This window comes from Psychromonas saccharinae, assembly GCF_051201515.1.
GTDB lineage: Bacteria > Pseudomonadota > Gammaproteobacteria > Enterobacterales > Psychromonadaceae > Psychromonas.
Genome location: NZ_CP195153.1, coordinates 3,381,894 through 3,406,398, shown reverse-complemented (window position 1 = coordinate 3,406,398; position 24,505 = coordinate 3,381,894). Strand labels below are relative to the sequence as shown.

Genomic DNA, 24,505 nt, shown 5'->3' with positions numbered 1-24,505 from the left:
TCGAAAGGTCACCATGTTACGCCTTGCCTTGGTATCCGAGCTAGTGACTGATAAACGCATCTTGATTGGTAACGGGTATATATATTCGGTAGGGTAGATGAATCATCTTGAAGGCTTGCTATTGAGCTTAGTAAAATAATGCGAAAGTATGATGAAAATCAGCGTGAGAGCAAATATTTCTTGCAACTCACGCGTTGTTAGTGTTAATTACGCCAGCGTAATACTGGCGTATTTTATTTGTACTTAGGAATACCGTGGTTATTTAACCGCGATGGTAACTTTGTGCAACAAATGGCATTTTAGTCACTGTCATAGGCAGCTTTTTACCTCGTACCTCAGCAAATATTTCCATACCAATCGTAGTAAAATCACTATTAACATAGGCCATCGCAACGGGAATCCCGATTGAAGGACCAAAGGTGCCACTGGTAACTATCCCTATTTCATTATCGTTCTTATCAAATAGTTTGGTTTCTTCACGAACAGGGGCTCGAGATTGACCGACTAACCCAATTCGTTTACGACTAACTGCTTTAGATTGTATTTGTTCAAGAATGATATCAGCACCTGGGAATCCTCCAGGACGAGGTCCATCGGCGCGACGTGCTTTACTGATCCCCCATAATAAACTGGCTTCAACGGGAGTGGTTGTCGGATCTAAATCATGTCCGTACAAACATAAACCACACTCAAGGCGTAATGAATCTCGTGCGCCTAAACCAATCCATTCAACTTCTGCAAAGGCAAGTAACTTACTTGCAAATGCGCTGGCATCGGACGCTGGGACTGAAATTTCAAAACCATCTTCGCCGGTATAACCAGAACGGCTGACATAACACGAAATACCGTCAAGCTCGATAATCGCTGCATCCATAAATACCATATCATTGACGATTGGATTCATTGTCGCTAATACCTGTGCTGCTTTAGGGCCTTGAAGTGCTAATAATGCGCGATCTTCAATAATTTCAATTTTTACATCGGCAGGTAAATTGGCTTGAAGGTGAGCGATATCTTGTGCTTTGCAGGCGGCATTTACCACAACAAAAAGATGATCGCCAAAGTTAGTGATCATTAAATCATCACTAATACCACCTTGGTCATTGGTAAAAAAAGCATAACGTTGTTTGCCTGCAGGTAAATCAATAATATCGACGGGAACAAGCGACTCGATTGCTTGTGCTGCATTTTCACCAATAAGGCGTAATTGTCCCATATGGGAAACATCAAATAATCCGGCAGATGCGCGACAATGTAAGTGCTCTTTACGTACACCGAGTGCGTACTGTACTGGCATATCATAACCTGCGAATGGCACCATTTTTCCGCCCATTTCGATATGTAACGCATGTAAAGGGGTAGTTAGTAGTTGTTCCGACATCTATATATCACTCCATTATTTACTATTGATGCAATTGGGCCGATGCAAAAAAAACATTACGCATCGATGACTTTAATCATTATTTTACGATGTTTCCTATAGTAAACTTTATTTATTTTAAATCAATGTTATAGGCAGTGAGAATTTATCAGATATGCAATGCTATTTATTTGTTCATAGCTAAATTTTGTCATTTCACTGTCTGTGTTTTTTATTTTAAGTGTTTGTAAGTAATGTGGTTAATTATATTTTAGATGGCTTTTTTGATTGCTTTGATAGCGGGTGATTGTGAGTTATTTTATAAATTAATTCTGTTTTTTTCAATATAAATTACTGGATTGCTTATTGGGTTTAAGTTTCCTATTGGAAATTTGTTGTTTGTTTTGTGTGGGGCGTTGAGTAAACAATAAACTCTTTCTTATATGAATCAGTGAAATAACGTGTTCTTTCTAAACTAAGATCGTTTATATTCACGGTTAAATATGATCGCCATTTAGATTAAAAGCATTTACAGATTTCATCTGTATCAATTGGCACTATAATTAATGCTCCATATTAAATTTATTTTAGGCATATCTCATATGTATGATAGAAACACGCGTATAGCTTCTACCCGACTAACAATAAGTTTGTTGTTTTTAGTGCTTGCACTTATTTTTATGACATCAAATACTCGTGCTCAAAATAACACAATAGCATTGTCGTCAGAAGGTACCTTGGTTTCTAGTAAACAGATTAAAATTCAATTAGATAAGGTAAGTGCGTTAGTAAAGAAAAAAGACTATGCCGCCGCTGAGCTCATTATGGATGCGTTATTGAGTGATATGAATGCCCTGCAAAATACATCCATGCTTATCGATGTTTATACCATGGCTGGAAAGCTAAATTATAAACAGAAAAATTATAACGATGCCGTTACACAATACGAAAAAGCTATTTCAGTTATTGAGGGGGATGATGATAAATCACAAAAATTATTAGCCTCGCTTTATCACGAGATAGCTCAATGTTACAAACACTTAGAAAATTTACCCCAGTCAATTAATTATTATCAAAAGTCACTCTTAATACAGCAAACAAGAAAAGACAGTTTAGCTATCGCTATTGCGTTAAAAAACATTGCGATGGCTGAGAATAAGCAGAAAAACTATATTAGAGCACTTGATCATGCACAGAGAAGTTTAGATATACTCTCGTCGGATAGCACATCATTACGCTATGCACAGGTACTACTAACCACGGGGATTATTTATCGAAATATAGGCCATTATGAGAAATCGTTAGATTATATTCAACAGGCAAAAATGATTTATGAGCAACAAAATGATGTGCGTCATTTAGCTGAAGTCGATAATCAGATTGGTTTGATCTACACCAATTTGCAACAATTAAATAATGCAAAATCATTTTATACGCAAACCATTGATTTACCCATTGAACAGGTGAAGTCAGAAACCCGTGCAGCGGCATTTCGTGAACTAGGGGTGATTAACTCGCTTCAAAATAATTTACCAGAATCCATCGATATGTTAACGACGGCATTGGATATTTATCAGTCAATCAATAAGCTTTCAAAAACGACTCGAATATACCTATTGTTAGGGCGCAGTTATTTAGATCAAGAAAAACCGATAATGGCGACTCGTTATTTTGATCAGTCCTTAGCATTAGCCATTGAATATGAGCAAATTGAGTTTCAAATTCAATCCCTTAATTATTTAGGGCAAATCACGTTGGATAAAGATATTGAGCAGGCCATCGTATTATTTGAACGTGCGTTAACGCTCTCTTCAGAAGTTGATGCTAAAGCCGATGAAATGAACACTTATCATTGGTTAAAAGAAAGTGAAAAAATGAAAGGGAACTTAGATAAGTCGCTTGAATATTCAGAGAAAATATATCAACTATCACAGGTTATTCAAAAAGAACGAGAAAATATCGACTTTACTAAAAACCAAGTGATTTTAGCTTCTTATAAATTAGAAAGTGAGCTGAAGGGCTTACGCGAAAATGCAGAATTAAATGCCTTAAAATTAAACAAGCAACAAAATGAACTGGCGATTATGAAGCAGTTGCAACAAATTTCTGATTTAGAAATTAAAAAAAATAGTTTTGCTAATTTATTACTCATCACTGTACTCTCGGTATTTTCGATACTCGCGCTTTATATCCTCTATCAATATAGAAATACCCGAGCAAGAAATCGCGAACTGGATTATTTAGCCTCAAGAGATCCATTAACTAATTGTTATAATCGACGAATATTATATCTACGCTTTAACAAAAGCTTTGGAAGTGAAGAAGCACCGCAGCAATACGCCGTGGTGTTAGCCGATATCGACTCGTTCAAAGCCATTAATGATACCCATGGTCACACTACCGGTGACAAAGTATTACAAGGTGTTGCTAAGATTTTATTGGATAACACCAGCGAAAGTGACACTGTCGCGAGATTTGGGGGGGAAGAATTTTGTATTTTATTGCCTAACTCAAGCGAACAAGAAGCAGAGGAAATAGCTGAAAAAATACGACAAAAGATTGAAGATTCGCATTATGAGTCAATAAAAGTGACTTGTAGTTTTGGTGTTGCTTCCCTAGATAATGACGTCGAATGTAATCTGACCTTAATTGAGCGGGCCGATATGGCGCTATATCAATCAAAATATCAAGGTAGAAATCGCGTATCAGTATGGGAGCATCAACTTATTGAATCCGACTAGCAAGGTTGCCAACACCGCAATCGCTTAAATGTCGGTTTAATCTCAATAACCGTGGATGCTCTGTCTTTTTATGGGATTTTTGGTTGAATTAACATAAATAAAAGGTGTCGATGTCTTGTCATTTTGATATTTTATAAATGCGAATTATTATTAAGTCGATAGATTAGTATAATCTGCATAAATACTTTAGTTATTATCAGGACTATTTATGAAACCTGCGGATATTCCAGAAAATGAAGCAAAACGGCTCGAAACACTTAAATCTTTGGATGTCTTAGATACGCCTGCTGAAGAACGTTTTGATCGCATCACACGGATGGCAGAGAGAATGTTTAATGTGCCTATCGCTTTGGTGACATTAGTGGATGAAAACCGGCAATGGTTTAAATCTTGTTTGGGGTTAACATTCAATGAGGCTCCGCGTGAAATTTCATTCTGTGGTCATGCTATTTTAGATGACGATGTGTTTATTATTTATGCTGCAAGTAAAGATGAGCGTTTTGCAGATAACCCGATGGTGACTGGTGAACCGTACGTCGAATTTTATGCAGGCTGCCCACTGATTGTAAACGGTTATCGATTAGGGACATTATGTATTGTTGACCACGTGACTCGTACTTTTAATAGTGATGATATCGCAGCTTTAAAAGATCTTGCTGCAACGGTTGAAATTGAACTGTCAGCTTTACAACTTGCAACACATGATGACTTAACAGGTATATTGAATCGACGAGGATTTATTTCACTGGCAAATAACACACTGAACTTGAGTCTTAGAAATACATTTCCAGTCGTGCTTGTTTATTTAGATGTAGATAAATTTAAAGCAATTAATGATCGTTTTGGACATGCCACGGGCGATTTCGTTTTAACTTCATTTGCCAATTTATTAAGCGCCTCGTTGAGAGAGTCAGATATTATCGCAAGATTGGGGGGAGATGAGTTTATTATTTTACTAAGCAGTATTTCCCTTAAAGAAGCAAAGGCAGTGATCGATGAGTTTCAAAATGCTTTAAATTCATATCTTAAGTCAAAACAACCGGATTTAGCAGTATCATTTTCATCTGGTATTGTTGAGTTTGACCACAACAAGCATGCCACAATTGAAGCATTTTTATGCGATGCAGATACTAAAATGTATAGTAATAAACATGCCACCAATAAATAGAAAAATAAATTGAACGGGTAACCATTTCTTTCGCTGAATTATTTCTTTACTTTGTAGTAAAATAAATAATAAAAAGTATGAGGGCTCACATCCTCAATAGTTAAATTTTATTATCTGAATTATTTATATCACGTGATTGACAGGGTTATTTATGCGCTTACTTGCCACTTCAGCCAAAGCAAAATTTGCTTTAACTCATCTTAGCCAAGTACAGCAGTATTTTGTCGATAAATTAAAAAAAGTCTCTACTGGCACTACATTTAATGGTATTGAATGGCTTCGTGATAACGGTACTCATGGTGGGGGAGAGCGCTTTGAAGCAACGAGTAATGACGTATTTAATCGTGCTTCCGTTAACGTCTCTCAAGTGCAATATGAAGATAACCCAGAAAAAGCTTTTTTATCCGCCACGGCATTATCAACGATTATTCACCCTCAATATCCACTCGCGCCCTCTGTACATCTTCATGTCAGTTGGACTGAATTAAAAAATGGTCAACAATATTGGCGATTAATGGCCGATTTAAACCCGGCTATCGTCGATGATAACGATACGGCTTTATTTAATGAGATGCTTAAGCAAAGCAGTGGCGAATTTTTTGAGAGTGGCATTGAACAAGGTAATCACTATTTTTATATTCCAGCTTTAAATAAACACCGAGGTGTGAGTCATTTTTATCTTGAAGGCTTTACTGGCAATGAACAAACATCACCTTTATTTGCGATTGATTTTGCCAAGAATGTTATTGATTGCTATATCGACATATTAACCGATAAATTAAGCTGTTTACCGCCTCCTTCCGATTTAGCGTTGCAACAACAGGTGGATTACCACACCTTGTATTTTTACCAAGTATTAACCCTTGATAAGGGCACCACTGCGGGGTTATTAATTCACAATCAAAATGACGTCGGCACATTAGGTTCGTTACCTGCTTACATCAATCGCGATTTACTGCAAAGTTGGATTGCAGACTCTCCAACTCCCCAACAGCCACTTGTTGAAGCATTAGTGGAGTTATTACCATCACAAAAAATTGTACATATCACGCCTGAAAAAAAAGCAGAAATAGCGATGGTTATTCGTCGATATTATAAAAATAACGAAAGAGTAACGGATTAGTTATCAATATAATGTTTTCTTTTAGTTGGATGACTTGTTTAGAATAAAGAATAAAAAGTATAGGATTCCCGTCTTTTTAAACTGCTTCTACTTCGTTGAAATTTAAACCTTTTAATTTATATTGTTGGACAATACTATAGAGACTTCCTTCTGCATCAGTGGTAAAGGTAAGTAACCCTGCATTTTCAACTCTAAAAAGTCCATTATTTCTAATCTTATCTTTACTTAATACGAGTTTATTAAAGCGCCTTATACGACTAATTTTTCCTCTGCGCATATTCCACTCAGTTAAGTTCTCATTAATCGCATTTTCAGTACCGACAATATTGAGTGAAAACCAAGGTTCACCATTTAAATTCATCGGTAAGAATTCACATCCGCTTTGTAAACCCGGTTTCAATAATTCAGCTACTTTCTCTGGTACACAAAAGACTGTTGCACCTAACCCCGCTATATCTGGTTTTTTTAAAGGTTTGTCTTCAGGGTCAATTAACCAATCAATGTTTTGCGATACCCATGCATCACGCTTGCTTTTACCATCGAATAAATATGAGGGGGCTTCAGTTACTTGTAAACTTTGTTCAAGGAGTGTTTCTTGTAGATACAAGTATTTATCTGGGTTAATTGCAATTGTAAATATTTTATTAAATTCTGTCATAGTGATTACTTAGTTGTTTTGTTTGCGAGTAATTCATCGATAGGGAAGTCACCGTCTTCTAAGGACTCGCCAATTTCTTGGAGCGTTTCGATGATTCCTTCTTTTCCTAGGTTTTCAGCAATGGTCTGCTCAAGTAAATATTCTACATTCAAATAATATTTTGCGGTGTGCATTTTTGAGTGAAATGATCTGCTCATTAAATTCACACATCCTAATGAAGCTATTTTTTCTAAATACCAGTTTACCGTTTAAAAATGATTTGGACTGCAATAATCTAAAAAAGAATGAAGTCGTTCGTTGTTGTAACACATGTTAATATAGTGAGGGTATGGTAGGGCATTTGTGTTTACAAGTATTCAGGTAGAAAGCCAAAAATGAAGCATAAGCCCTTTGAATAATGCGACTGCATGCTTTCAATAAATAGTAAAAGGTATGGCTATCACATTTGCTATTTATTCTTATATTTTTCCACATCTTAATTCAATACTGTAATGTTTGGACTCGATTGAATATAGCCACAGAATACAATCAGAATTAAGTATTTTTACTGTATTACCGAGACCTAAGTAGTATCCTTTTCCATTGATTAGTAAAAAAACCTTGTCGTCGTATCCCTTTTTAACTGAAAATGGGATTCTTTCATTTTGAAATAAATACGCAGTATCTTTTTCTTTAACAACAAAGTGAGAATTTTTCTTTATAACATTTATTCGGGGATTAGTTAAAGTGTAACCTTTTGGTGCGACTACATTAGCAACCTTTAGTTTTATCACATCCACACCTGAAGCATCAGAATAGTCTGTATCATTGGTAAAAGTCAGATAAGCAAGATAAGTGGAAAATATAGTTGCCAAAATTCCTAGAATTTGAAATATATTATTAATTTTAGTCACGTCTCATCCTTGTAATCCAATGCTTGATTTACCAGTCTTTGGTATTCTTGCTGTGTTTGAGTACTTTGAAAAGCAGAGCGTCCAGTGCAGTAATTTTTCTGCAATAGTTTGACAAGGAAAATAATTACTTAGAAAGTGTATATGTTATAAAACTAGGAGTATTCGATGTCTCGTAGATGATAAATTTACAAATCAAAAATAATTATTTACGGTCAATGAAAATGGTGTATTAATTTTATTTTATTTTGACATAACAATACCAAGCTTATATATTTTATCAACTAAATAAAATATATAAAAACCATTATGCAGGAGTGAGAGAGTTTCGTATTAAAAAAACATTGGACATCTATTACTTATATTTACTTTCATCTTCCGAATTAGAATTGCAATAACAAGTGTGATTAGCATACCTTGTTTTTTACCATGTTTTGTTGGTTAGATTGTATGGATGGCCGTTTTTTTACGCGTTTTAGTTTACGGTAAAATAAAGAATAATAAGTATGAATACCCATTTTTAGTGTTAGTAGATAGAGGTGCCGACCATTTTATGTTGTTATAGTTTTATTGATGCTTCATAAATACACAGAAAACGACCTGATTGGTATTCACCAAATGAAAATATGCAAAAAAGGTCATTGACTACATAAAAGTACAATTTTAATCCTTCTCTGCTTCCATTAAATCTTTTTATATTTCCTAACTTTTTAATACCGAAGGATAATGCTAAAGCTATATCATCTGCATTAAAATTAAACTGCTCATCAGTATTAATCAATTCATTTAATGGCATAAGCTCTTGAAGTGATAGTTTGATACTTTGTTCTTTGATATTAAAAAGTAAAGGGATATTTTTTGAAGTGATGTCTCCATCAAATAAACCTACAGACTCTAAGTCATAAAAAACCAATCGTTTTTTAATTCTTTTTGATAAGTTTATAAAAGAGTTATTGATAAATCGCATGTGGACATCCGTTGTAAAGAGCACACTTTTTTTGCGCAGTGAATAACAGATAATTAAACTCTTCATTTTACCAATATTCAATTAGTAATTTTACCACTTATGAAGAAATAATATGAGTAAAGGGATGGATGTCCCAGCTTTTTAACGTTGTAACTTAAGATAAAAAAGTGATTTTATATACAGCATCGTAAATGGGGCGTCTGTCCTCCGTAATGATTACTTTTAGTCATTTTTTTTGAAATATATATATTTTATGTTTTATTTTAAATCCTTGATAAAAAATGAAATTGTGATTAAATTAATCTAAATATTTTTAATAAATGGTTGCGGTCTTTGCTACGGGATTGTGACTTTTTGAAAGTTAATATAGCTGTTAGTTGTATAACTAGAGGTAATTAGTATGGAAGCATTAAGCGCTTTATTTTGGAGCGTAATTGGCGGGTTTATAGTGTTAGCTATAAATAAGATATATCGAGCCTATAAGAAAAAAACTATTATGGATGATCTTGATTCTATTGAATTCGAGATAACTCACCTAGAAGCGATGAAAAAATCAAGCGTAGAAATGAACCGTAGTTCTTTTAGAGGCTTATTTTTCATGTTTTTTTTAATAGCTCTTGCAAATGTATTACCTAATGCATTTTCTTTCTTTGGTGATGTAACACTAAATTTTGTTGCTTCAATTTTACAATTTTCTTTGTGGTTTCTAGTCGCAGCCGTCGCTTATAAGTTTTGGCAGCGTTATGACAACTTGAAAAATTTCAAAGAAGCATGTGTTCGTCTAGAAGCAAAAAAAGAAAAATTACAGAATAAATTAAAAAACAGCTAAGAAGTTGCTGCACGTGGACTCGATACAATTGTCGCCGTTTTTGCAAAAATAGGCAGCAAAAACGACGCCAACATACTCGCCAGTGCGCAAGCCGTTAAGCTTCATAAAATAAGCAATGTATAATGAAATTAAAACATCTTTTACAATACGATTACATTAAAGACTTTGAAGAGTTATTGGTTACTGATTTTGAAAGGGGTTTGTTTGTAGCAAGTTTGCGGAATTATTGTTCACATGGAAATCCACTTCGATTCCATAATTTTTCATTCTCGATGCGAGAGCTTGTACTACAGATAATAAATAGAAAGGCTCCTGATAGCATAGTTAAGAAAGCATCATGGTACGAAAAAGAAAGTGACAAATTTGATGTTACACGTCGCCAAAAGCTCAAGTACTGCGCTCAAGGATATTTAGCTGATTTATATTTGGACAAGCTCATCTTAGAAGAGCTAAACCAGAGCATCAAGGACTACCTTAAAGAGTTCAACTTTTTTAATAAATATACGCATATTACGGAGAAGCATTTTAAAGCTTGCCCTAAAAAATTCTATGCAGATATGAAGTATATAATCCAACGCTCTAGAGAGGTTGTTGAAGAGATCGACTCAATGGAAAACCTTGTTGTAAATAGTATTCCAGATATAGTACAAGATCATATATTCGATTATATAATCAACAATTTCCCTAGTGAGTTAGACATACTGGCTAGCAACGTCATTGTAGATTCAGTATCACCAGAAGAACTGATAGTAACTTATCTAGAAGATAATGGGATTACTGTAGCGGTTTTAGGTACGGTTTATGTGAGTCAAGAATACGGTAAAGGCGAGGATTTTACTGCATTCTCAGAAGACTATCCATTTAGTGTGTCTGTTGAGTTATCGGTCGATGATCCAACTGATATCAGCGTAGATGAATCTGACTTTGAAATTGTTACTTCATCTTGGTTTGAGTCAGAAAATTGAAATATTCTCGGAACCCCATTTAGCAAAACTAGCGGACACCCATAACTCAAAATTAGCGGACATATATGGTCACTAGCTGTCTAGAAGTTAAGGAATAGTTTACATTAATCCAAGGGTTAAGCCCTTAAACCGCAACAATTCAGCCTAATTAACTTTATAAACACCTTTACAACTCAATTTAATCAATCATTTATTGAAAAGAGAATAATCTATTTGAATCTCAAGTAAATGTGAATTAATGTGGTTTTTATTTTAAATAATTAGGCTGAAAATGAGAAATTCTACAGCCTCGTTAGCCATTAGGAGTGTTTATGCTCAGAATTGAGAATTTCAATAGTTTATGGGAAGTCGCTTTTGCAGTGAATGCAATATTCGTTTTTTTTGATCTTGTTCCACGGCTAAATAAATTTTTTCATGGTTCGAATGAACTTGGTGATTACACAATAAAAACAATGTTGAATGAGGAAGATTACAGGTATGTAAGCACCTATGGCTGGAAAAGCATATTATTTGGTTATGTTAAGTTTGTATTTACACTGAAGCTCCTTTCACTTTTCAATTCTTTTTTTGCACTTGTATTAATAATTATTGCTGGTTTTAATAGTTCATTTCAGATTGGAGTTTTACCTTTTTGTTTCATTGTCGCTATATTACTCATCCCGGTCGTTATTATTCCTTTAGTTATTCTATATTTTTTACCTCGCTATAAACTCTTGTGCCTTATAGAAGCTATTGAAAATATTATAAATCGCGATAACCTTGATTCTGAGGATATTTTGGTAAGAAATAAAAAGTATAAAATAGCTGTTGAGTATATGAAGCGTTTTGAATTTCCATATATATTGGGAATTAAAAGAAATCCAGATATTTCAAATAAAGAAATACTTTCATCTTTAGATAATGGCTAACAAAGATCTTTAAAATGAATATTCACGGACACCCATAGCTTTTGTGGTGGATCTTGTTTTGGTTTTCGTTAGAGTGAACTGTTAAATTGATGGATGTCCTAGCTATCATTTCCTAAAACTGATGCATAACAACCAATAAAAAATGCGAGACAATTTGTCTCGCATTTTGGCCGTATTTAGTTTCAAACTTTATTCGAAAGTGACAAAAACCATTATTCTGCCATATAACTTTCGATACTCGGACAAGAACATACTAAATTACGATCTCCAAATACGTTATCGACGCGGTTAACCGTTGGCCAGTATTTTGAATCTTTACTGTGCGCACTCGGGAAACAAGCGAGTTCGCGACTGTAGTTATGTGTCCATTCGCTTTCCATTAAATCAACTTGAGTATGCGGTGCATTGATTAATGGGTTATCCGTTGCACTCCATACTTCATTTTGAACGTTAGTGATTTCTTCTCGAATCGAAATCATGGCATCACAGAAGCGATCTAACTCTGCTAGGTCTTCTGATTCCGTTGGCTCAATCATTAGCGTTCCCGGTACTGGGAATGACATGGTTGGCGCGTGGAAACCGTAATCCATTAGTCGTTTTGAAATATCTTCACCAGAAATACCAGATTTAGCTTCGATAGGACGAATATCAAGAATACATTCATGGGCAACGCGCCCCTGTTTACCAAGGAATAATACTGGATAATGGGGGCGTAAACGTTCCATGATGTAGTTGGCATTCAAAATAGCTAACTCGGTTGCTTCGGTTAATCCCTGCGTTCCCATCATCGCGATATACGCATAGGAAATAGGTAGGATAGAAGCAGACCCTAATTCAGCGGCCGATACTGCATATTGTTGCTCATCGGATAGATCTTTTTCTACATGTCCGGGTAAGAAAGGGATAAGATGCGCTTTTACACCAATTGGTCCCATACCTGGGCCGCCACCGCCATGTGGGATACAGAATGTTTTATGCAGGTTAAGGTGTGATACATCGGAACCAATAAAGCCTGGGCTGGTTAAGCCAACCTGTGCATTCATATTGGCGCCATCAAGGTAAACTTGACCTCCCGCTTCATGAATCAATTCACAAACTTCCTGTACGCCTTCTTCATAAACGCCGTGGGTAGACGGGTAGGTGATCATGATGCAAGAAAGTTGTTCGCGGTGTTTTTCAATTTTGTCTTTTAGATCGTTAATATCAATATTGCCTTCGTCATCGCATCCCACAACAACTACTTTCATCGATGCCATTGTCGCAGAAGCTGGATTCGTACCGTGTGCTGAACTTGGGATCAAACAAACATGACGTTGATCGTCACCGTTGTGCTGGTGGTATCGTTGAATGGCAATTAATCCCGCATATTCCCCTTGTGCACCGGAGTTTGGTTGAAGTGACATGCCATCGTAGCCTGTGATTTCACAGAGCATTGCCGATAGTTTTTCAGCGAGAGCTTGATAACCTAAGCTTTGATTGCTTGGTGCAAAGGGATGCATTTGCCCAAACTCAGGCCAAGTGACGGGCAGCATTTCTGCAACGGCATTCAGTTTCATGGTACAACTGCCCAGCGGGATCATACCGTGGGTGAGTGAATAATCTTTATTTTCTAGCTTTTTCATGTAACGCATCATCTGCGTTTCGCTGTGATATTGACTAAAGACTGGGTGAGTTAAGTATTCACTGGTGCGTTGACATGCAACGGGAATAGCAGCAAATTCGTCTGCGGAAACTTGGGTTTGTAATTCAGTTACCGATGGCGATTTATTGGTGATCGCAAGTAATAGATCTTCAATATCTTTCAAGCTGGTGGTTTCGTCAAGGCTAATAGCAAGTTGTGAAGTTGCTGGTAGTTGGCGTAAGTTCATGCCCTGAGCAAGCGCACGTTGGTAAATTGCTTCACTTTGATCGCCTGTATTTAGCGTTAAGGTATCAAAAAAGGTTTGATTCGCTAATGCAATGCCTTCGCTGCGTAACCCATTCGCAAGAATTGCTGTGAGGTGGTGAACGCGTCGAGCGATTTTACGCAGTCCTTCTGGACCATGATAAAGCGCATAAAAAGCAGACATATTGGCAAGCAAAGCCTGTGCGGTACAGATGTTCGACGTCGCTTTTTCACGGCGAATATGTTGCTCGCGTGTTTGCATCGCCATACGTAGTGCTTGATTGCCTTTGCTATCTTTAGATACACCAATTACACGGCCTGGCATGGTACGTTTAAATTTGTCTTTGGTTGCCATAAACCCAGCGTGTGGCCCACCAAATCCCATCGGAACGCCGAAACGTTGCGCACTACCAATCACCACATCGGCATCCATTTCACCGGGGGCTTTAAGTAGTGTGAGGGCTAATAAATCAGAGGCGACGGCCACCAGTGCTTTTTTGGCGTGTGCTTTTTCAATGATCTCGGAAAGGTCTTCAACATGACCCGTTGTGCCTGGATATTGCAGTAACGCACCAAATACGTCGTGGTTATCTAATTCGGCTGTTTTACCAATTACTATCTCAAACCCTGCATATTCAGCACGAGTACGAACAACATCTAAGGTTTGCGGGTGGACATCGTCGGCAACGAAAAAGACGTTACTTTTGCTTTTTCCTGCGCGTTTACATAATGACATTGATTCAGCGGCGGCGGTTGCTTCATCTAATAACGAGGCATTGGCTAATTCCATGGCCGTTAAGTCCATGATCATTTGCTGATAGTTTAATAGTGACTCTAATCGCCCCTGAGAAATTTCAGGTTGGTAAGGTGTGTAGGCCGTGTACCAGCCTGGATTTTCTAATACATTACGTAAAATAACATTGGGCGTGAACGTGTTGTAATAACCCTGACCAATAAAACTACGATTAATGATATTTTTACTGGCAATGGCTTTCAGTGAAGCAAGCATTTCCGCTTCGCTTTGTGGCGCATCTAATTGCAATGCGTTTGGTAGGTTGATTGCTGCAGGTACAGTTTGTTTAATTAACTGTTCAATACTCTGCAAGCCAATCGTATCCAACATTTTTTTTTGTTCGGTTTGGGTGGGGCCGTTGTGACGAGATGCAAATTCACTGCTATCACTTAATGTATCGAGAAGTGTCATATCTGTTCCTGAATAATTTATTTAACACGCGTACTATGTTGAAATAATAAATAGTGGTTAGAAAATTGAGGCGGGAGCCACCTCATTGATATTGGCTTGTGTTTAATTATTCTTGGTCTTCATCTTCATTTGCTTCGTGATAATCTTCGCTTGATAAAAGATCATCTAATTCTGCTGCATCCGATAGTTTGATTTTTGCAATCCAACCCGCAGAGTAAGGCGATTCATTAATTAATTCTGGGCTATTTTCTAGGTCTTCATTGATTTCAATGACTTCACCTGTAACGGGCGAGTAGATATCTGAAGCGGCTTTGACGGATTCAACTAATGAAAAAGCTTCACCGGCTTCGGTTTCGTCGCCAATTTCTGGTAAATCAACAAATACCACGTCACCTAAAAATTTTTGTGCTTGGTTTGAAATACCTAATGTAATTGTACCGTCACCATTATCGAGTACCCATTCGTGTGTTTCTGCGAATTTTAATGTCGTTTCCATGCTAAATCCTTTTCTCGGTTGTTGTATGAAATTAATTTAGCGACCCAGTTAAAAACAGTTTAAACCAGTCGCTTGGTATCTTGGTTCAATGAACTATCTCATTACGTGATGACATAATGTATTGATAGTTTTTCGATAATAAAGTGTAAAATGTTTCCAATAGTGGAATTTAGAGTCTTTATTGAATTAAATACCCTAAGGATTGATTACCTTTGATTTTATGCCTAAATTATAATCTATAACAGAAAATAGGCGCTTAACATCAATGTTTATGGGTAAATAATTCGATAAAATCTAACGGTTTCGGATATTATATGTGGGATATTTTGGTTATTCCATCGTTTTTAGAAAAAAAGTTTCCAAAAGGAAACTTTTCTCGATTAAATTGCGTTTAATTTGAATAATAGCCAATTCGTCACCGTTGATAATTAGTTTGTAGCAGAGTAAAGAGGGCAGTAATGACAGAGGTTTTTCAGCAAGATGTTTATCCATCAATGATGATTTCTTACGATCAAAGTGAGGATAAAATCGAGCCTATTAAACTAGGAAAGCGTTTAAAAGAAATTCGTAAGTCATTAGGATTGACGCTAGAAGAGTCTAGTCAAAAAACCGGATTAGCGCGTTCTACTCTATCTAAAATTGAGAATGAGCAAATATCGCCAACTTTTCAGGTGATGCAAAAATTATCGACGGGATTACAAATTGATTTACCGCAGTTGTTTGCGCCACCTAAACAAGTTAGTGCAACGGGACGTCGTGATATTACCCTTAATAAAGAAGGGAAAACACATCCAACCTCGACCTATGAGCATGAGTTATTAGCGACGCAATTAACCAATAAAAAAATGATGCCCTTTAAATCGCTCGTTAGAGCACGTGATTTTGCAGAGTTTTCTGAGTGGATCCGTCATGACGGTGAAGAGTTCTTGTTAGTGTTATCGGGTGAGATCACTTTCTTTTCGGAGTTCTATGAACCGGTTAATTTAAAGGAAGGCGATTCCGTTTATTACGATGCAAATATGGGGCATATGCTGATTTCAATCAGTGAAGAAGATGCACTTATTCTTTGGATAACTGCATCTTAATCAAATATCTCTCCATTATTTAATCGATTGCTTCTAGGGTTGCTAATAATAGCTGCCAGTATTTATCGACGCTGGGAATGTTTACTTTTTCACCCGGCGTATGTGGGAATTTAATGGTTGGGCCAAAGGATATCATACTCAAGTCTGGGTATTTATTACTAAATAAACCACATTCAAGTCCGGTATGAATAATCATTGCCTGTGGTGCTTTGTTAAATAACTTGTGGTATTGCGCACTCACTGTTTTATAGATGTTGGAATCGAGATCCGCTTTCCAACTCGGATAGTTCCCATTAATACGATACTTTGCACCACACCGCTTGAATGCTTCTGCAATCTGCTCGACGATTAACACCTTTTGATGTTCAATTTGAGAACGTACTAGAAATTGAATGACAAAATGAGGTTGCGCTTCATTTTTTTGAATAATCACTCCAAGATTACTGGAAGAAGTGACTACATTCGAAAAATCAGGATCCATGGCTAATACGGCGTTTTCGCATTTATGTAGGCAGTTTAAAAAATCCTGTTGGCATTGTTCTGATATGACGGTCTCGGGTAACGCGCAAGGCTGAATGGTTAATTCCAAGCTATCTTCACTATTATGAAACCGATCAACCAAAGTCGCATGTAGACTATTAATAACCACGCTGAGGCTACCTTGTAGTTTTTCATTACACACGATAGTGGCATGTGCTTCCCGTGGGATAGTATTTCGTAAGTTTCCACCTTCTAACGTACTTAATTGAAAGGGCAATTCTTTTAGGTTATCTAAGACTTCAACTAATAATTTTATTGCATTACCGCGTTGTAAATGAATGTCTCGACCCGAGTGACCACCTTTTAGTCCCTTTAAGGATATTTCAAAGGCTTTTTTATCGGGGTTTGTTGGAACATTGATAGAAGGGAAGGTGATATTGAGATCGACACTGCCAGAGCAACCCACATACAGCGAGCCTTCCTGCTCGGAGTCGGTATTAATTAATATTTTACCTTGTAAGGTTTTGGCTTTTAAACCAAATGCACCTGCCATTGAGGTTTCTTCGTCGGTCGTTAATAAAACTTCTAAAGGTGGGTGTTTAATGGATTCATCTTCAAGTATCGCTAAACAAGATGCAATGCCGATCCCATTGTCAGCGCCTAATGTCGTGTTTGTTGCATGCATCCAATCTTCTTTGATAATCGGTTGAATTGGATCAGTTAAAAAGTTGTGGTCGCTGAGGTGGTTCTTTTGCGGCACCATATCAAGGTGAGCTTGCAGGATGGTTGGCGTTTTTTGTTCATATCCTGGTGTGGCGGCTTTGCGTAATAATAGGTTGCCAACGTCATCGAGGGAATAGGTTATATTTTTTTCTTTGGCCCAATTAATAATCCAGTTTGTTAATTGTTGTTCGTGTTTTGATGTGTGGGGAATGGTACAAATGTTCAGAAAATACGACCAGACTGTCGCTGCTTTTGTTGTTTGTAATGTTTGCATATTCAAACCTTTTAAGTGAAAGCATAGATTATTATGTTTGCGTATTTAGGGCTTAGCCAGTGTCTATCCGTGTACTGGATGCTTTTTATTAATTTAATCTTTCATGATTAACTGATATTTACATACTATATCGGTTGCGATGTCTGTTACCCAATGTGTGGTTTTTGTTACCCACAATGTATTGTTGCAAAAAATGCGCCATTATCGATGCTGTTTTTAAAATGGAGTGAGAAGTGAGTATGGCTAATTGATAAGTTGGGTTAAGCACCGATTCTTTTTACTTTTTTAAACGCACATGAGCGGTGCAAGTACCTTTAATATGGTGCAGCTAATATCACATTTCGTTATTTTTAAATGCGTGAATCGTGAAGGATTTAACAGTGAGCGTATTCTGTTGATTGCCCACCGTTTTTGAGGTTTTAGTTTTAATCAATTGCCTTTAATGTTGCGACTAATAATGTCCAGTATTTATCAACACTCGCGATGTTTACTTTTTCAGCAGGGCTGTGAGGGAATTTAATGGTTGGACCAAAGGAAATCATGTCCCATTGAGGGTATTTATCGCAGAATAAACCACATTCTAATCCCGCATGAATAATCATGGTTTCTGGCTCTCTTTTAAACAAGCTTTTATATTGCTCTGCCATGATTTTATAAATAGCTGAATTGGGATTCGGTTTCCAACCAGGATAGTTGCCGTCTTTTACGCATTTTCCGCCGTGCTTTTGGAAGTGTGTAATAATTTTATCGGCGCGAAGTTGTTTTTCATGTTCAATTTGAGAACGGATAAGAATTTCCATTTCAAAATACGTCGGTGAACAGCTATGTTGAATAATAACACCTAGGTTACTTGAGGTTTGTACCACATCAGAAAAATTACAATCCATGGCAAAAACACCATTTTCACAGTCATGCAGACAAGCCAATAGTGTTGACTGTGATTTGCTGGTTAATACCGACAATGGCAGCTCACATTCTTTTATCGTTAGCTTTAAATTATCTTCACTACCTTGGAATTTATTCTGGAGATCTATCTGTAATGTATTAATCACTATATCTAGACTATTTTGATATTCCGGAGGACAGACAATCACGGCATGGGCTTCACGCGGAATGGCATTGCGTAATGTTCCTCCTTCAAAAAAGGCAAGTTGAAAGGGGATTGCATTTAAATTGATTAATACATCGATTAAACATTTTAATGCATTACCGCGTTGTAGATTAATATCAACCCCGGAGTGTCCTCCCTTTAAACCTGCTAAGGTAATTTCATAGGCACTGTTGTTTGGGTCTGATTCCATTTTTTCATAGGGGAAGTTAATATTTACATTAATACCACCCGCACAACCGACGTAAAGTTCACCTTCTTGTTCAGAGTCAGTATTAATTAAAATTTTTCCCTTTAGGGCATCGGCTTCAAGAGCGAAAGCGCCGGTCATGCCGGTTTCTTCATCACTAGTTAATAGTACTTCTAACGGGCCGTGTTCAAGCGTATCGTCACCTAACACCGCTAAACAAGACGCCATACCAATACCATTGTCTGCACCTAGCGTAGTGTCATCGGCATGTAACCATCCATCGGTAATAATTGGGGTAATTGGATCGGTCAAGAAATCATGCTGTTTGTCATTGTTTTTTTGCGGCACCATATCTAAATGCGCTTGCAAAATTACCGGCGTTTTATCTTGGTAACCGGCACTGGCTGGTTTGCTTAAAATAAGGTTACCGGCTTTATCTTGGCTACAAGCAATATTTTTTTCGTTGGCCCAATTAATGATCCACTGACTAATTTTTTCTTCGTGTTTGGATGGTCGAGGGATGGCACATATATTAAGGAAGTATGACCAGAGTGAAGCGGCTTTAGTTGATTGTAATTGTTGCATTATGAGGCCTTTTTTATCTTAAATTGGTAACGATAGCGGTCAGCTTAGAAATGTAACTATTTGACGGCTTTAATAAATAACTTACCTGCTAATGAATAAATTGGAAAGCTGTATATTTAATTCTTTTGATATTTGTATGAGTAAAGTAGCGCACAGCCAAGAAATTATTAATTTGTTATTTAATAAGTTAAATAAGTGCAATATGAATATTGAGGATATTTTTATGATAAAAGAGGTTGACGGTGAATAAATATTGCCTTTTAATGCATAAATATTCCAAAAGTTGGTTTTTTTTTGAAAAAATAATGGTTAATTGCGGCCAAGATCTATAAACTACTGCGAATTTACCAAAAATTACGTTTTTTGGTGGAAAAAAGATAATTTTCCACCAAAGTCGATATTATATTTTTATTGCTTTCACGGAGGTTATCTTGAGTCATTCCGCCATACTGGTACTCGAAGACGGGACTATATTTAAGGGCGTTGCAATCGGCGCTGTTGGAAGTTCTGTTGGTGAAGTTGTTTTTAACACTTCCATGACAGGTTACCAAGAAATTTTGACTGATCCATCCTACGCACGACAAATCGTTACACTCACTTACCCACATATAGGCAATACTGGCACCAATGATGAAGATGAAGAATCTTCTGCCATCCACGCATGTGGTTTAGTTATCCGAGACCTTCCCCTTTTAGCAAGCAACTTCCGAAACCAAGCTTCATTAAGTGATTATTTAAAAGCGCGTAATGTGGTTGGTATTGCTGATATTGATACCCGTAAACTGACACGTATTCTGCGTGAAAAAGGGGCGCAAGCTGGCTGTATCGTTGCGGGTGATGATATTGATGAAGCACAAGCATTGGCGCAAGCTAAGGCATTTCCTGGTTTGAAAGGAATGGATTTAGCAAAAGAAGTCACGACGGCGGAAACATTTACTTGGGCACAGGGAAGCTGGACATTAACCGGTGGTTTACCAGCAGATAATGAGGATTGTAAATATCATGTTGTCGCCTATGACTACGGTGCTAAACGTAATATTTTACGTATGCTCGTTGACCGTAGCTGTAAATTAACCGTTGTTCCAGCTCAAACACCGGCGAGTGAAGTACTAGCAATGAATCCTGATGGTGTTTTCCTGTCGAATGGCCCTGGCGATCCAGAACCTTGTGATTATGCGATTGAAGCGATTCAAGAAATTTTAAAAACAGATATTCCTGTGTTTGGGATCTGTTTAGGGCATCAATTACTTGCATTAGCAAGCGGTGCAAAAACCGTGAAAATGAAATTTGGGCATCATGGTGCCAACCATCCGGTGAAAGATTTAGACCGTGGTGTGGTGATGATTACGAGTCAAAACCATGGCTTTGCTGCCGATGAAACGACGTTACCCGATAACCTTCGTGCCACGCATGTTTCATTATTTGATGGTTCACTTCAAGGGATTCACCGCACTGATAAAGCTGCGTTTAGTTTCCAAGGTCACCCAGAAGCTAGCCCGGGTCCGCATGATGCAGCACCCTTATTTGATCACTTTATCGAATTAATTGAACAGTACAAAAACGCCTAGTTAACGATCAGAATAGAAAGGTAAATATCAGATGCCAAAACGTAATGACTTAAAAACCATCCTAATTCTTGGTGCGGGACCGATTGTTATCGGTCAGGCCTGTGAGTTTGATTACTCCGGTGCACAAGCATGTAAAGCATTAAAAGAAGAAGGTTACCGCGTTGTACTGGTTAACTCTAACCCTGCAACGATTATGACTGATCCTGAAATGGCGGATGCGACTTACATCGAGCCGATTCACTGGGAAGTTGTAGAAAAAATTATTGCTAAAGAACGTCCTGACGCGGTGCTACCGACAATGGGCGGTCAGACTGCACTTAACTGTGCGCTTGAACTTGAAGAAAAAGGCGTACTTGCTAAATACAATGTTGAAATGATTGGCGCGACAGCCGATGCGATTGATAAAGCGGAAGATCGTAATCGTTTTGATAAAGCAATGAAGAATATCGGCCTTGAATGTCCTCGTGCCGGTATCGCACATACCATGGAAGAAGCCTACGGTGTATTAGACATGGTAGGATTCCCTTGTATTATTCGTCCTTCTTTTACCATGGGCGGAACCGGTGGCGGTATTGCATATAACAAAGAAGAGTTTGACGATATTTGTTCAAATGGCTTGGATCTTTCTCCAACGACTGAATTGCTTATCGATGAATCATTAATCGGTTGGAAAGAGTACGAAATGGAAGTGGTTCGTGACAAAAATGATAACTGTATCATTGTTTGTTCTATCGAAAACTTCGATCCAATGGGGATTCATACCGGCGATTCAATTACCGTTGCGCCTGCACAGACATTAACCGATAAAGAATATCAATTAATGCGTAATGCTTCTTTGGCAGTATTACGTGAAATTGGTGTTGAAACCGGTGGCTCAAACGTACAATTCGGTATTAACCCTGCCGATGGTCGTATGGTACTGATTGAGATGAATCCTCGTGTATCACGTTCATCTGCATTAGCATCAAAAGCAACGGGCTTTCCGATTGCTAAAATCGCAGCTAAATTAGCGATTGGTTACACCCTAGATGAGTTACAAAATGATATTACCGGTGGTAAAACCCCTGCATCATTTGAGCCGACAATCGATTACGTTGTGACTAAAATTCCGCGTTTTAACTTTGAAAAATTTGCTAACTCAAATGACCGTTTAACGACACAGATGAAGTCCGTTGGTGAAGTGATGGCGATTGGTCGTAATCAACAAGAATCATTGCAAAAAGCATTACGTGGTTTAGAAGTGGGCGTAGATGGTTTCAGCCCAATGGTTGATATAAATGACGAAGGTGCGAAGGAAAAAGTACTTTACGAATTACGTGAAGCTGGTGCAGAGCGCATTTGGTATATCGGTGACGCATTCCGTTTAGGCATGAGTATCGATGAGCTATATGCGATTACTAAGATTGATCATTGGTTCTTAGTACAAATTGAAGATCTGATTTTAGAAGAGAAAGCATTGGCAGAGGGTGGTTTACGTTCTCTTGACGAAGCTACTTTAAAACGTCTAAAACGTAAAGGTTTTGCCGATAGCCGCATTGCGACTGTAGTGGGTGTTGCCGAATTAGAAATTCGTAAATTGCGCGAAAAATTCAATCTTCGTCCTGTATACAAACGTGTTGATACCTGTGCTGCAGAGTTCTCATCGGATACGGCTTACATGTATTCAAGTTACGATGAAGAGTGTGAAGCGAATCCATCGGATCGTGAAAAAATCATGATTATTGGTGGTGGGCCTAACCGAATCGGCCAAGGTATTGAATTCGATTACTGTTGTGTTCATGCGGCAATGGCGATGCGTGACGATGGTTACGAAACCATTATGGTGAACTGTAACCCTGAAACCGTATCAACCGATTACGATACATCGGATCGTTTATACTTCGAACCGATTACTCTTGAAGATGTACTTGAAATTGTTCGGGTTGAACAGCCGAAGGGCGTTATCGTGCAATACGGTGGACAAACACCGCTTAAATTAGCACGCGCACTTGAAGCAGCGGGTGTGCCGATTATTGGTACGTCTCCTGAAGCGATTGACCGTGCCGAAGACCGTGAACGTTTCCAACAAGTAGTTGAACGTTTAGGATTAAAACAACCTGAAAATGATACGGTAACAACTCTTGAACAGGCCGTTACCTCTGCAACACGTATTGGTTATCCGTTAGTCGTACGTCCTTCCTATGTATTAGGTGGTCGTGCAATGGAAATTGTTTACGATGAAGTTGATTTACGTCGTTACTTCAAAGAAGCGGTAAGCGTTTCTAATGAATCGCCGGTATTACTTGACCGTTTCTTAGATGATGCGGTTGAAGTGGATATTGATGCGATTTGTGACGGTACTGATGTGGTTATCGGCGGTATTATGGAACATATCGAACAAGCGGGTGTTCACTCGGGTGACTCTGCATGTTCATTACCTCCTTATACATTAAGTAAAGAAATTCAAGATGAGATGCGTGGTTATATTCGCTCATTAGCACTTGAACTTGGCGTGGTTGGTTTAATGAATACGCAGCTTGCTGTGAAAGACAATCAAGTTTACATGATTGAAGTTAATCCACGTGCTGCACGTACCGTACCTTTCGTATCGAAAGCAACGGGTGTACCCATTGCTAAAATTGGTGCAAGTGTGATGGCGGGTAAAACTCTGAAAGAATTAGGTGTAACGGAAGAGATTATTCCACCTTATTATTCGGTAAAAGAAGTTGTATTACCTTTCAATAAGTTCCCTGGTTCAGATCCTATCTTAGGTCCTGAAATGCGCAGTACCGGTGAAGTGATGGGCGTTGGTATGACCTTTGCTGCCGCGTACGCAAAAGCAGATCTTGGCTCAACGAAAGAAGTGCCTGCAATTGGTCGTGCATTAGTTTCCGTGCGTAACAGTGATAAAAAACGTGTTGCGAATTTAGCGCAGAATCTGATTGATTTAGGTTTTGAAATTGATGCAACACACGGCACTATGATGATTTTACAGGAAGCTGGTATTCAAGCGCGTCTTGTGAATAAAGTGCAGGAAGGTCGTCCTCATATTCTTGATCATATTAAGAACAATGAATATGCCTACATTATCAATACTACGGAAGGTCGTGTGGCGATAGAAGATTCTCGTCAATTACGTCGTGCTGCTTTACGTTATAAGGTGAACTACACAACTACGTTAAATGGTGCCCTAGCAACTTGTCAGGCTCACCTTGCTAATCCAACGTCACCGGAAGCAAGAGTTAACTCAGTACAAGAGTTACATAAACGTATTACGGGTTAAATATCTATTAGCGGTCAGATTTTAGCTAACCGCTTT

Annotated in this window: 18 protein-coding genes; 9 read left to right on the top strand and 9 right to left on the bottom strand. The window is 37.7% G+C overall.

Annotated features, from left to right (window positions below):
- Positions 1-262: 262 nt before the first annotated feature.
- Entirely contained in the window at positions 263-1,381 is a 1,119-nt protein-coding gene (gcvT, locus tag ACR30L_RS15260; RefSeq protein ID WP_435235104.1) for a glycine cleavage system aminomethyltransferase GcvT, read from the bottom strand.
- 581 nt (positions 1,382-1,962) lie between these two features.
- On the opposite strand from gcvT, the gene ACR30L_RS15255 reads away from it, so the two are divergent.
- From ACR30L_RS15255 to ACR30L_RS15245, 3 genes are all read left to right on the top strand, one after another.
- Entirely contained in the window at positions 1,963-4,101 is a 2,139-nt protein-coding gene (locus tag ACR30L_RS15255) for a tetratricopeptide repeat-containing diguanylate cyclase (protein WP_435235103.1), read from the top strand.
- A gap of 208 nt (positions 4,102-4,309) precedes the next feature.
- Positions 4,310-5,269 carry a sensor domain-containing diguanylate cyclase gene (locus ACR30L_RS15250; RefSeq protein WP_435235102.1) on the top strand — a complete coding sequence of 320 codons (960 nt, stop codon included), beginning with the start codon at positions 4,310-4,312 and terminating at the stop codon, positions 5,267-5,269.
- A 151-nt stretch (positions 5,270-5,420) separates the two neighbouring features.
- A complete protein-coding gene (locus tag ACR30L_RS15245; RefSeq protein WP_435235101.1) occupies positions 5,421-6,392 on the top strand; it encodes a coproporphyrinogen III oxidase in 972 nt (323 codons plus the stop codon).
- A 76-nt stretch (positions 6,393-6,468) separates the two neighbouring features.
- Here the strand turns inward: ACR30L_RS15245 and ACR30L_RS15240 are convergent, their stop codons facing one another.
- From ACR30L_RS15240 to ACR30L_RS15225, 4 genes are all read right to left on the bottom strand, one after another.
- Positions 6,469-7,050 carry a hypothetical protein gene (locus tag ACR30L_RS15240; RefSeq protein ID WP_435235100.1) on the bottom strand — a complete coding sequence of 194 codons (582 nt, stop codon included), beginning with the start codon at positions 7,048-7,050 and terminating at the stop codon, positions 6,469-6,471.
- Between the two features lie 5 nt (positions 7,051-7,055).
- A complete protein-coding gene (locus ACR30L_RS15235) occupies positions 7,056-7,247 on the bottom strand; it encodes a hypothetical protein (RefSeq protein WP_435235099.1) in 192 nt (63 codons plus the stop codon).
- 261 nt (positions 7,248-7,508) lie between these two features.
- Positions 7,509-7,943: a hypothetical protein gene (locus ACR30L_RS15230; protein WP_435235098.1), complete on the bottom strand. Its 435-nt coding sequence runs from the start codon at positions 7,941-7,943 to the stop codon at positions 7,509-7,511.
- 556 nt (positions 7,944-8,499) lie between these two features.
- The gene (locus ACR30L_RS15225) at positions 8,500-8,907 is read right to left on the bottom strand and encodes a hypothetical protein (protein WP_435235097.1); all 408 of its coding nucleotides are present in this window, start codon (positions 8,905-8,907) and stop codon (positions 8,500-8,502) included.
- A 400-nt stretch (positions 8,908-9,307) separates the two neighbouring features.
- On the opposite strand from ACR30L_RS15225, the gene ACR30L_RS15220 reads away from it, so the two are divergent.
- The 3 genes from ACR30L_RS15220 (at position 9,308) to ACR30L_RS15210 (ending at position 11,609) form a co-directional block, all read left to right on the top strand.
- The gene (locus ACR30L_RS15220) at positions 9,308-9,736 is read left to right on the top strand and encodes a hypothetical protein (RefSeq protein ID WP_435235096.1); all 429 of its coding nucleotides are present in this window, start codon (positions 9,308-9,310) and stop codon (positions 9,734-9,736) included.
- A 122-nt stretch (positions 9,737-9,858) separates the two neighbouring features.
- The gene (locus ACR30L_RS15215; protein WP_435235095.1) at positions 9,859-10,701 is read left to right on the top strand and encodes a hypothetical protein; all 843 of its coding nucleotides are present in this window, start codon (positions 9,859-9,861) and stop codon (positions 10,699-10,701) included.
- Positions 10,702-11,012: 311 nt separating this feature from the next.
- On the top strand, positions 11,013-11,609 hold the full coding sequence (locus ACR30L_RS15210; protein WP_435235094.1) for a hypothetical protein: 597 nt from the start codon (positions 11,013-11,015) through the stop codon (positions 11,607-11,609).
- 212 nt (positions 11,610-11,821) lie between these two features.
- Here the strand turns inward: ACR30L_RS15210 and gcvP are convergent, their stop codons facing one another.
- A complete protein-coding gene (gene gcvP, locus ACR30L_RS15205; protein ID WP_435235093.1) occupies positions 11,822-14,698 on the bottom strand; it encodes an aminomethyl-transferring glycine dehydrogenase in 2,877 nt (958 codons plus the stop codon).
- 106 nt (positions 14,699-14,804) lie between these two features.
- A complete protein-coding gene (gene gcvH, locus ACR30L_RS15200; protein WP_435235092.1) occupies positions 14,805-15,194 on the bottom strand; it encodes a glycine cleavage system protein GcvH in 390 nt (129 codons plus the stop codon).
- A 458-nt stretch (positions 15,195-15,652) separates the two neighbouring features.
- Here gcvH and ACR30L_RS15195 point away from each other — a divergent pair, with 458 nt between their 5' ends.
- The gene (locus ACR30L_RS15195) at positions 15,653-16,279 is read left to right on the top strand and encodes a helix-turn-helix domain-containing protein (protein WP_435235091.1); all 627 of its coding nucleotides are present in this window, start codon (positions 15,653-15,655) and stop codon (positions 16,277-16,279) included.
- Between the two features lie 19 nt (positions 16,280-16,298).
- Here ACR30L_RS15195 and ACR30L_RS15190 read toward each other — a convergent pair whose 3' ends face one another.
- Positions 16,299-17,756 carry an aminoacyl-histidine dipeptidase gene (locus ACR30L_RS15190; RefSeq protein WP_435235090.1) on the bottom strand — a complete coding sequence of 486 codons (1,458 nt, stop codon included), beginning with the start codon at positions 17,754-17,756 and terminating at the stop codon, positions 16,299-16,301.
- Between the two features lie 425 nt (positions 17,757-18,181).
- Positions 18,182-19,639 carry an aminoacyl-histidine dipeptidase gene (locus tag ACR30L_RS15185; RefSeq protein ID WP_435235089.1) on the bottom strand — a complete coding sequence of 486 codons (1,458 nt, stop codon included), beginning with the start codon at positions 19,637-19,639 and terminating at the stop codon, positions 18,182-18,184.
- A gap of 431 nt (positions 19,640-20,070) precedes the next feature.
- Between ACR30L_RS15185 and carA the strand changes: the two genes are divergently transcribed.
- The gene (gene carA / locus ACR30L_RS15180) at positions 20,071-21,207 is read left to right on the top strand and encodes a glutamine-hydrolyzing carbamoyl-phosphate synthase small subunit (protein ID WP_435235088.1); all 1,137 of its coding nucleotides are present in this window, start codon (positions 20,071-20,073) and stop codon (positions 21,205-21,207) included.
- A 31-nt stretch (positions 21,208-21,238) separates the two neighbouring features.
- Positions 21,239-24,469, top strand: a complete 3,231-nt coding sequence (gene carB, locus ACR30L_RS15175; RefSeq protein WP_435235087.1) for a carbamoyl-phosphate synthase large subunit — start codon at positions 21,239-21,241, stop codon at positions 24,467-24,469.
- Positions 24,470-24,505: the final 36 nt, after the last annotated feature.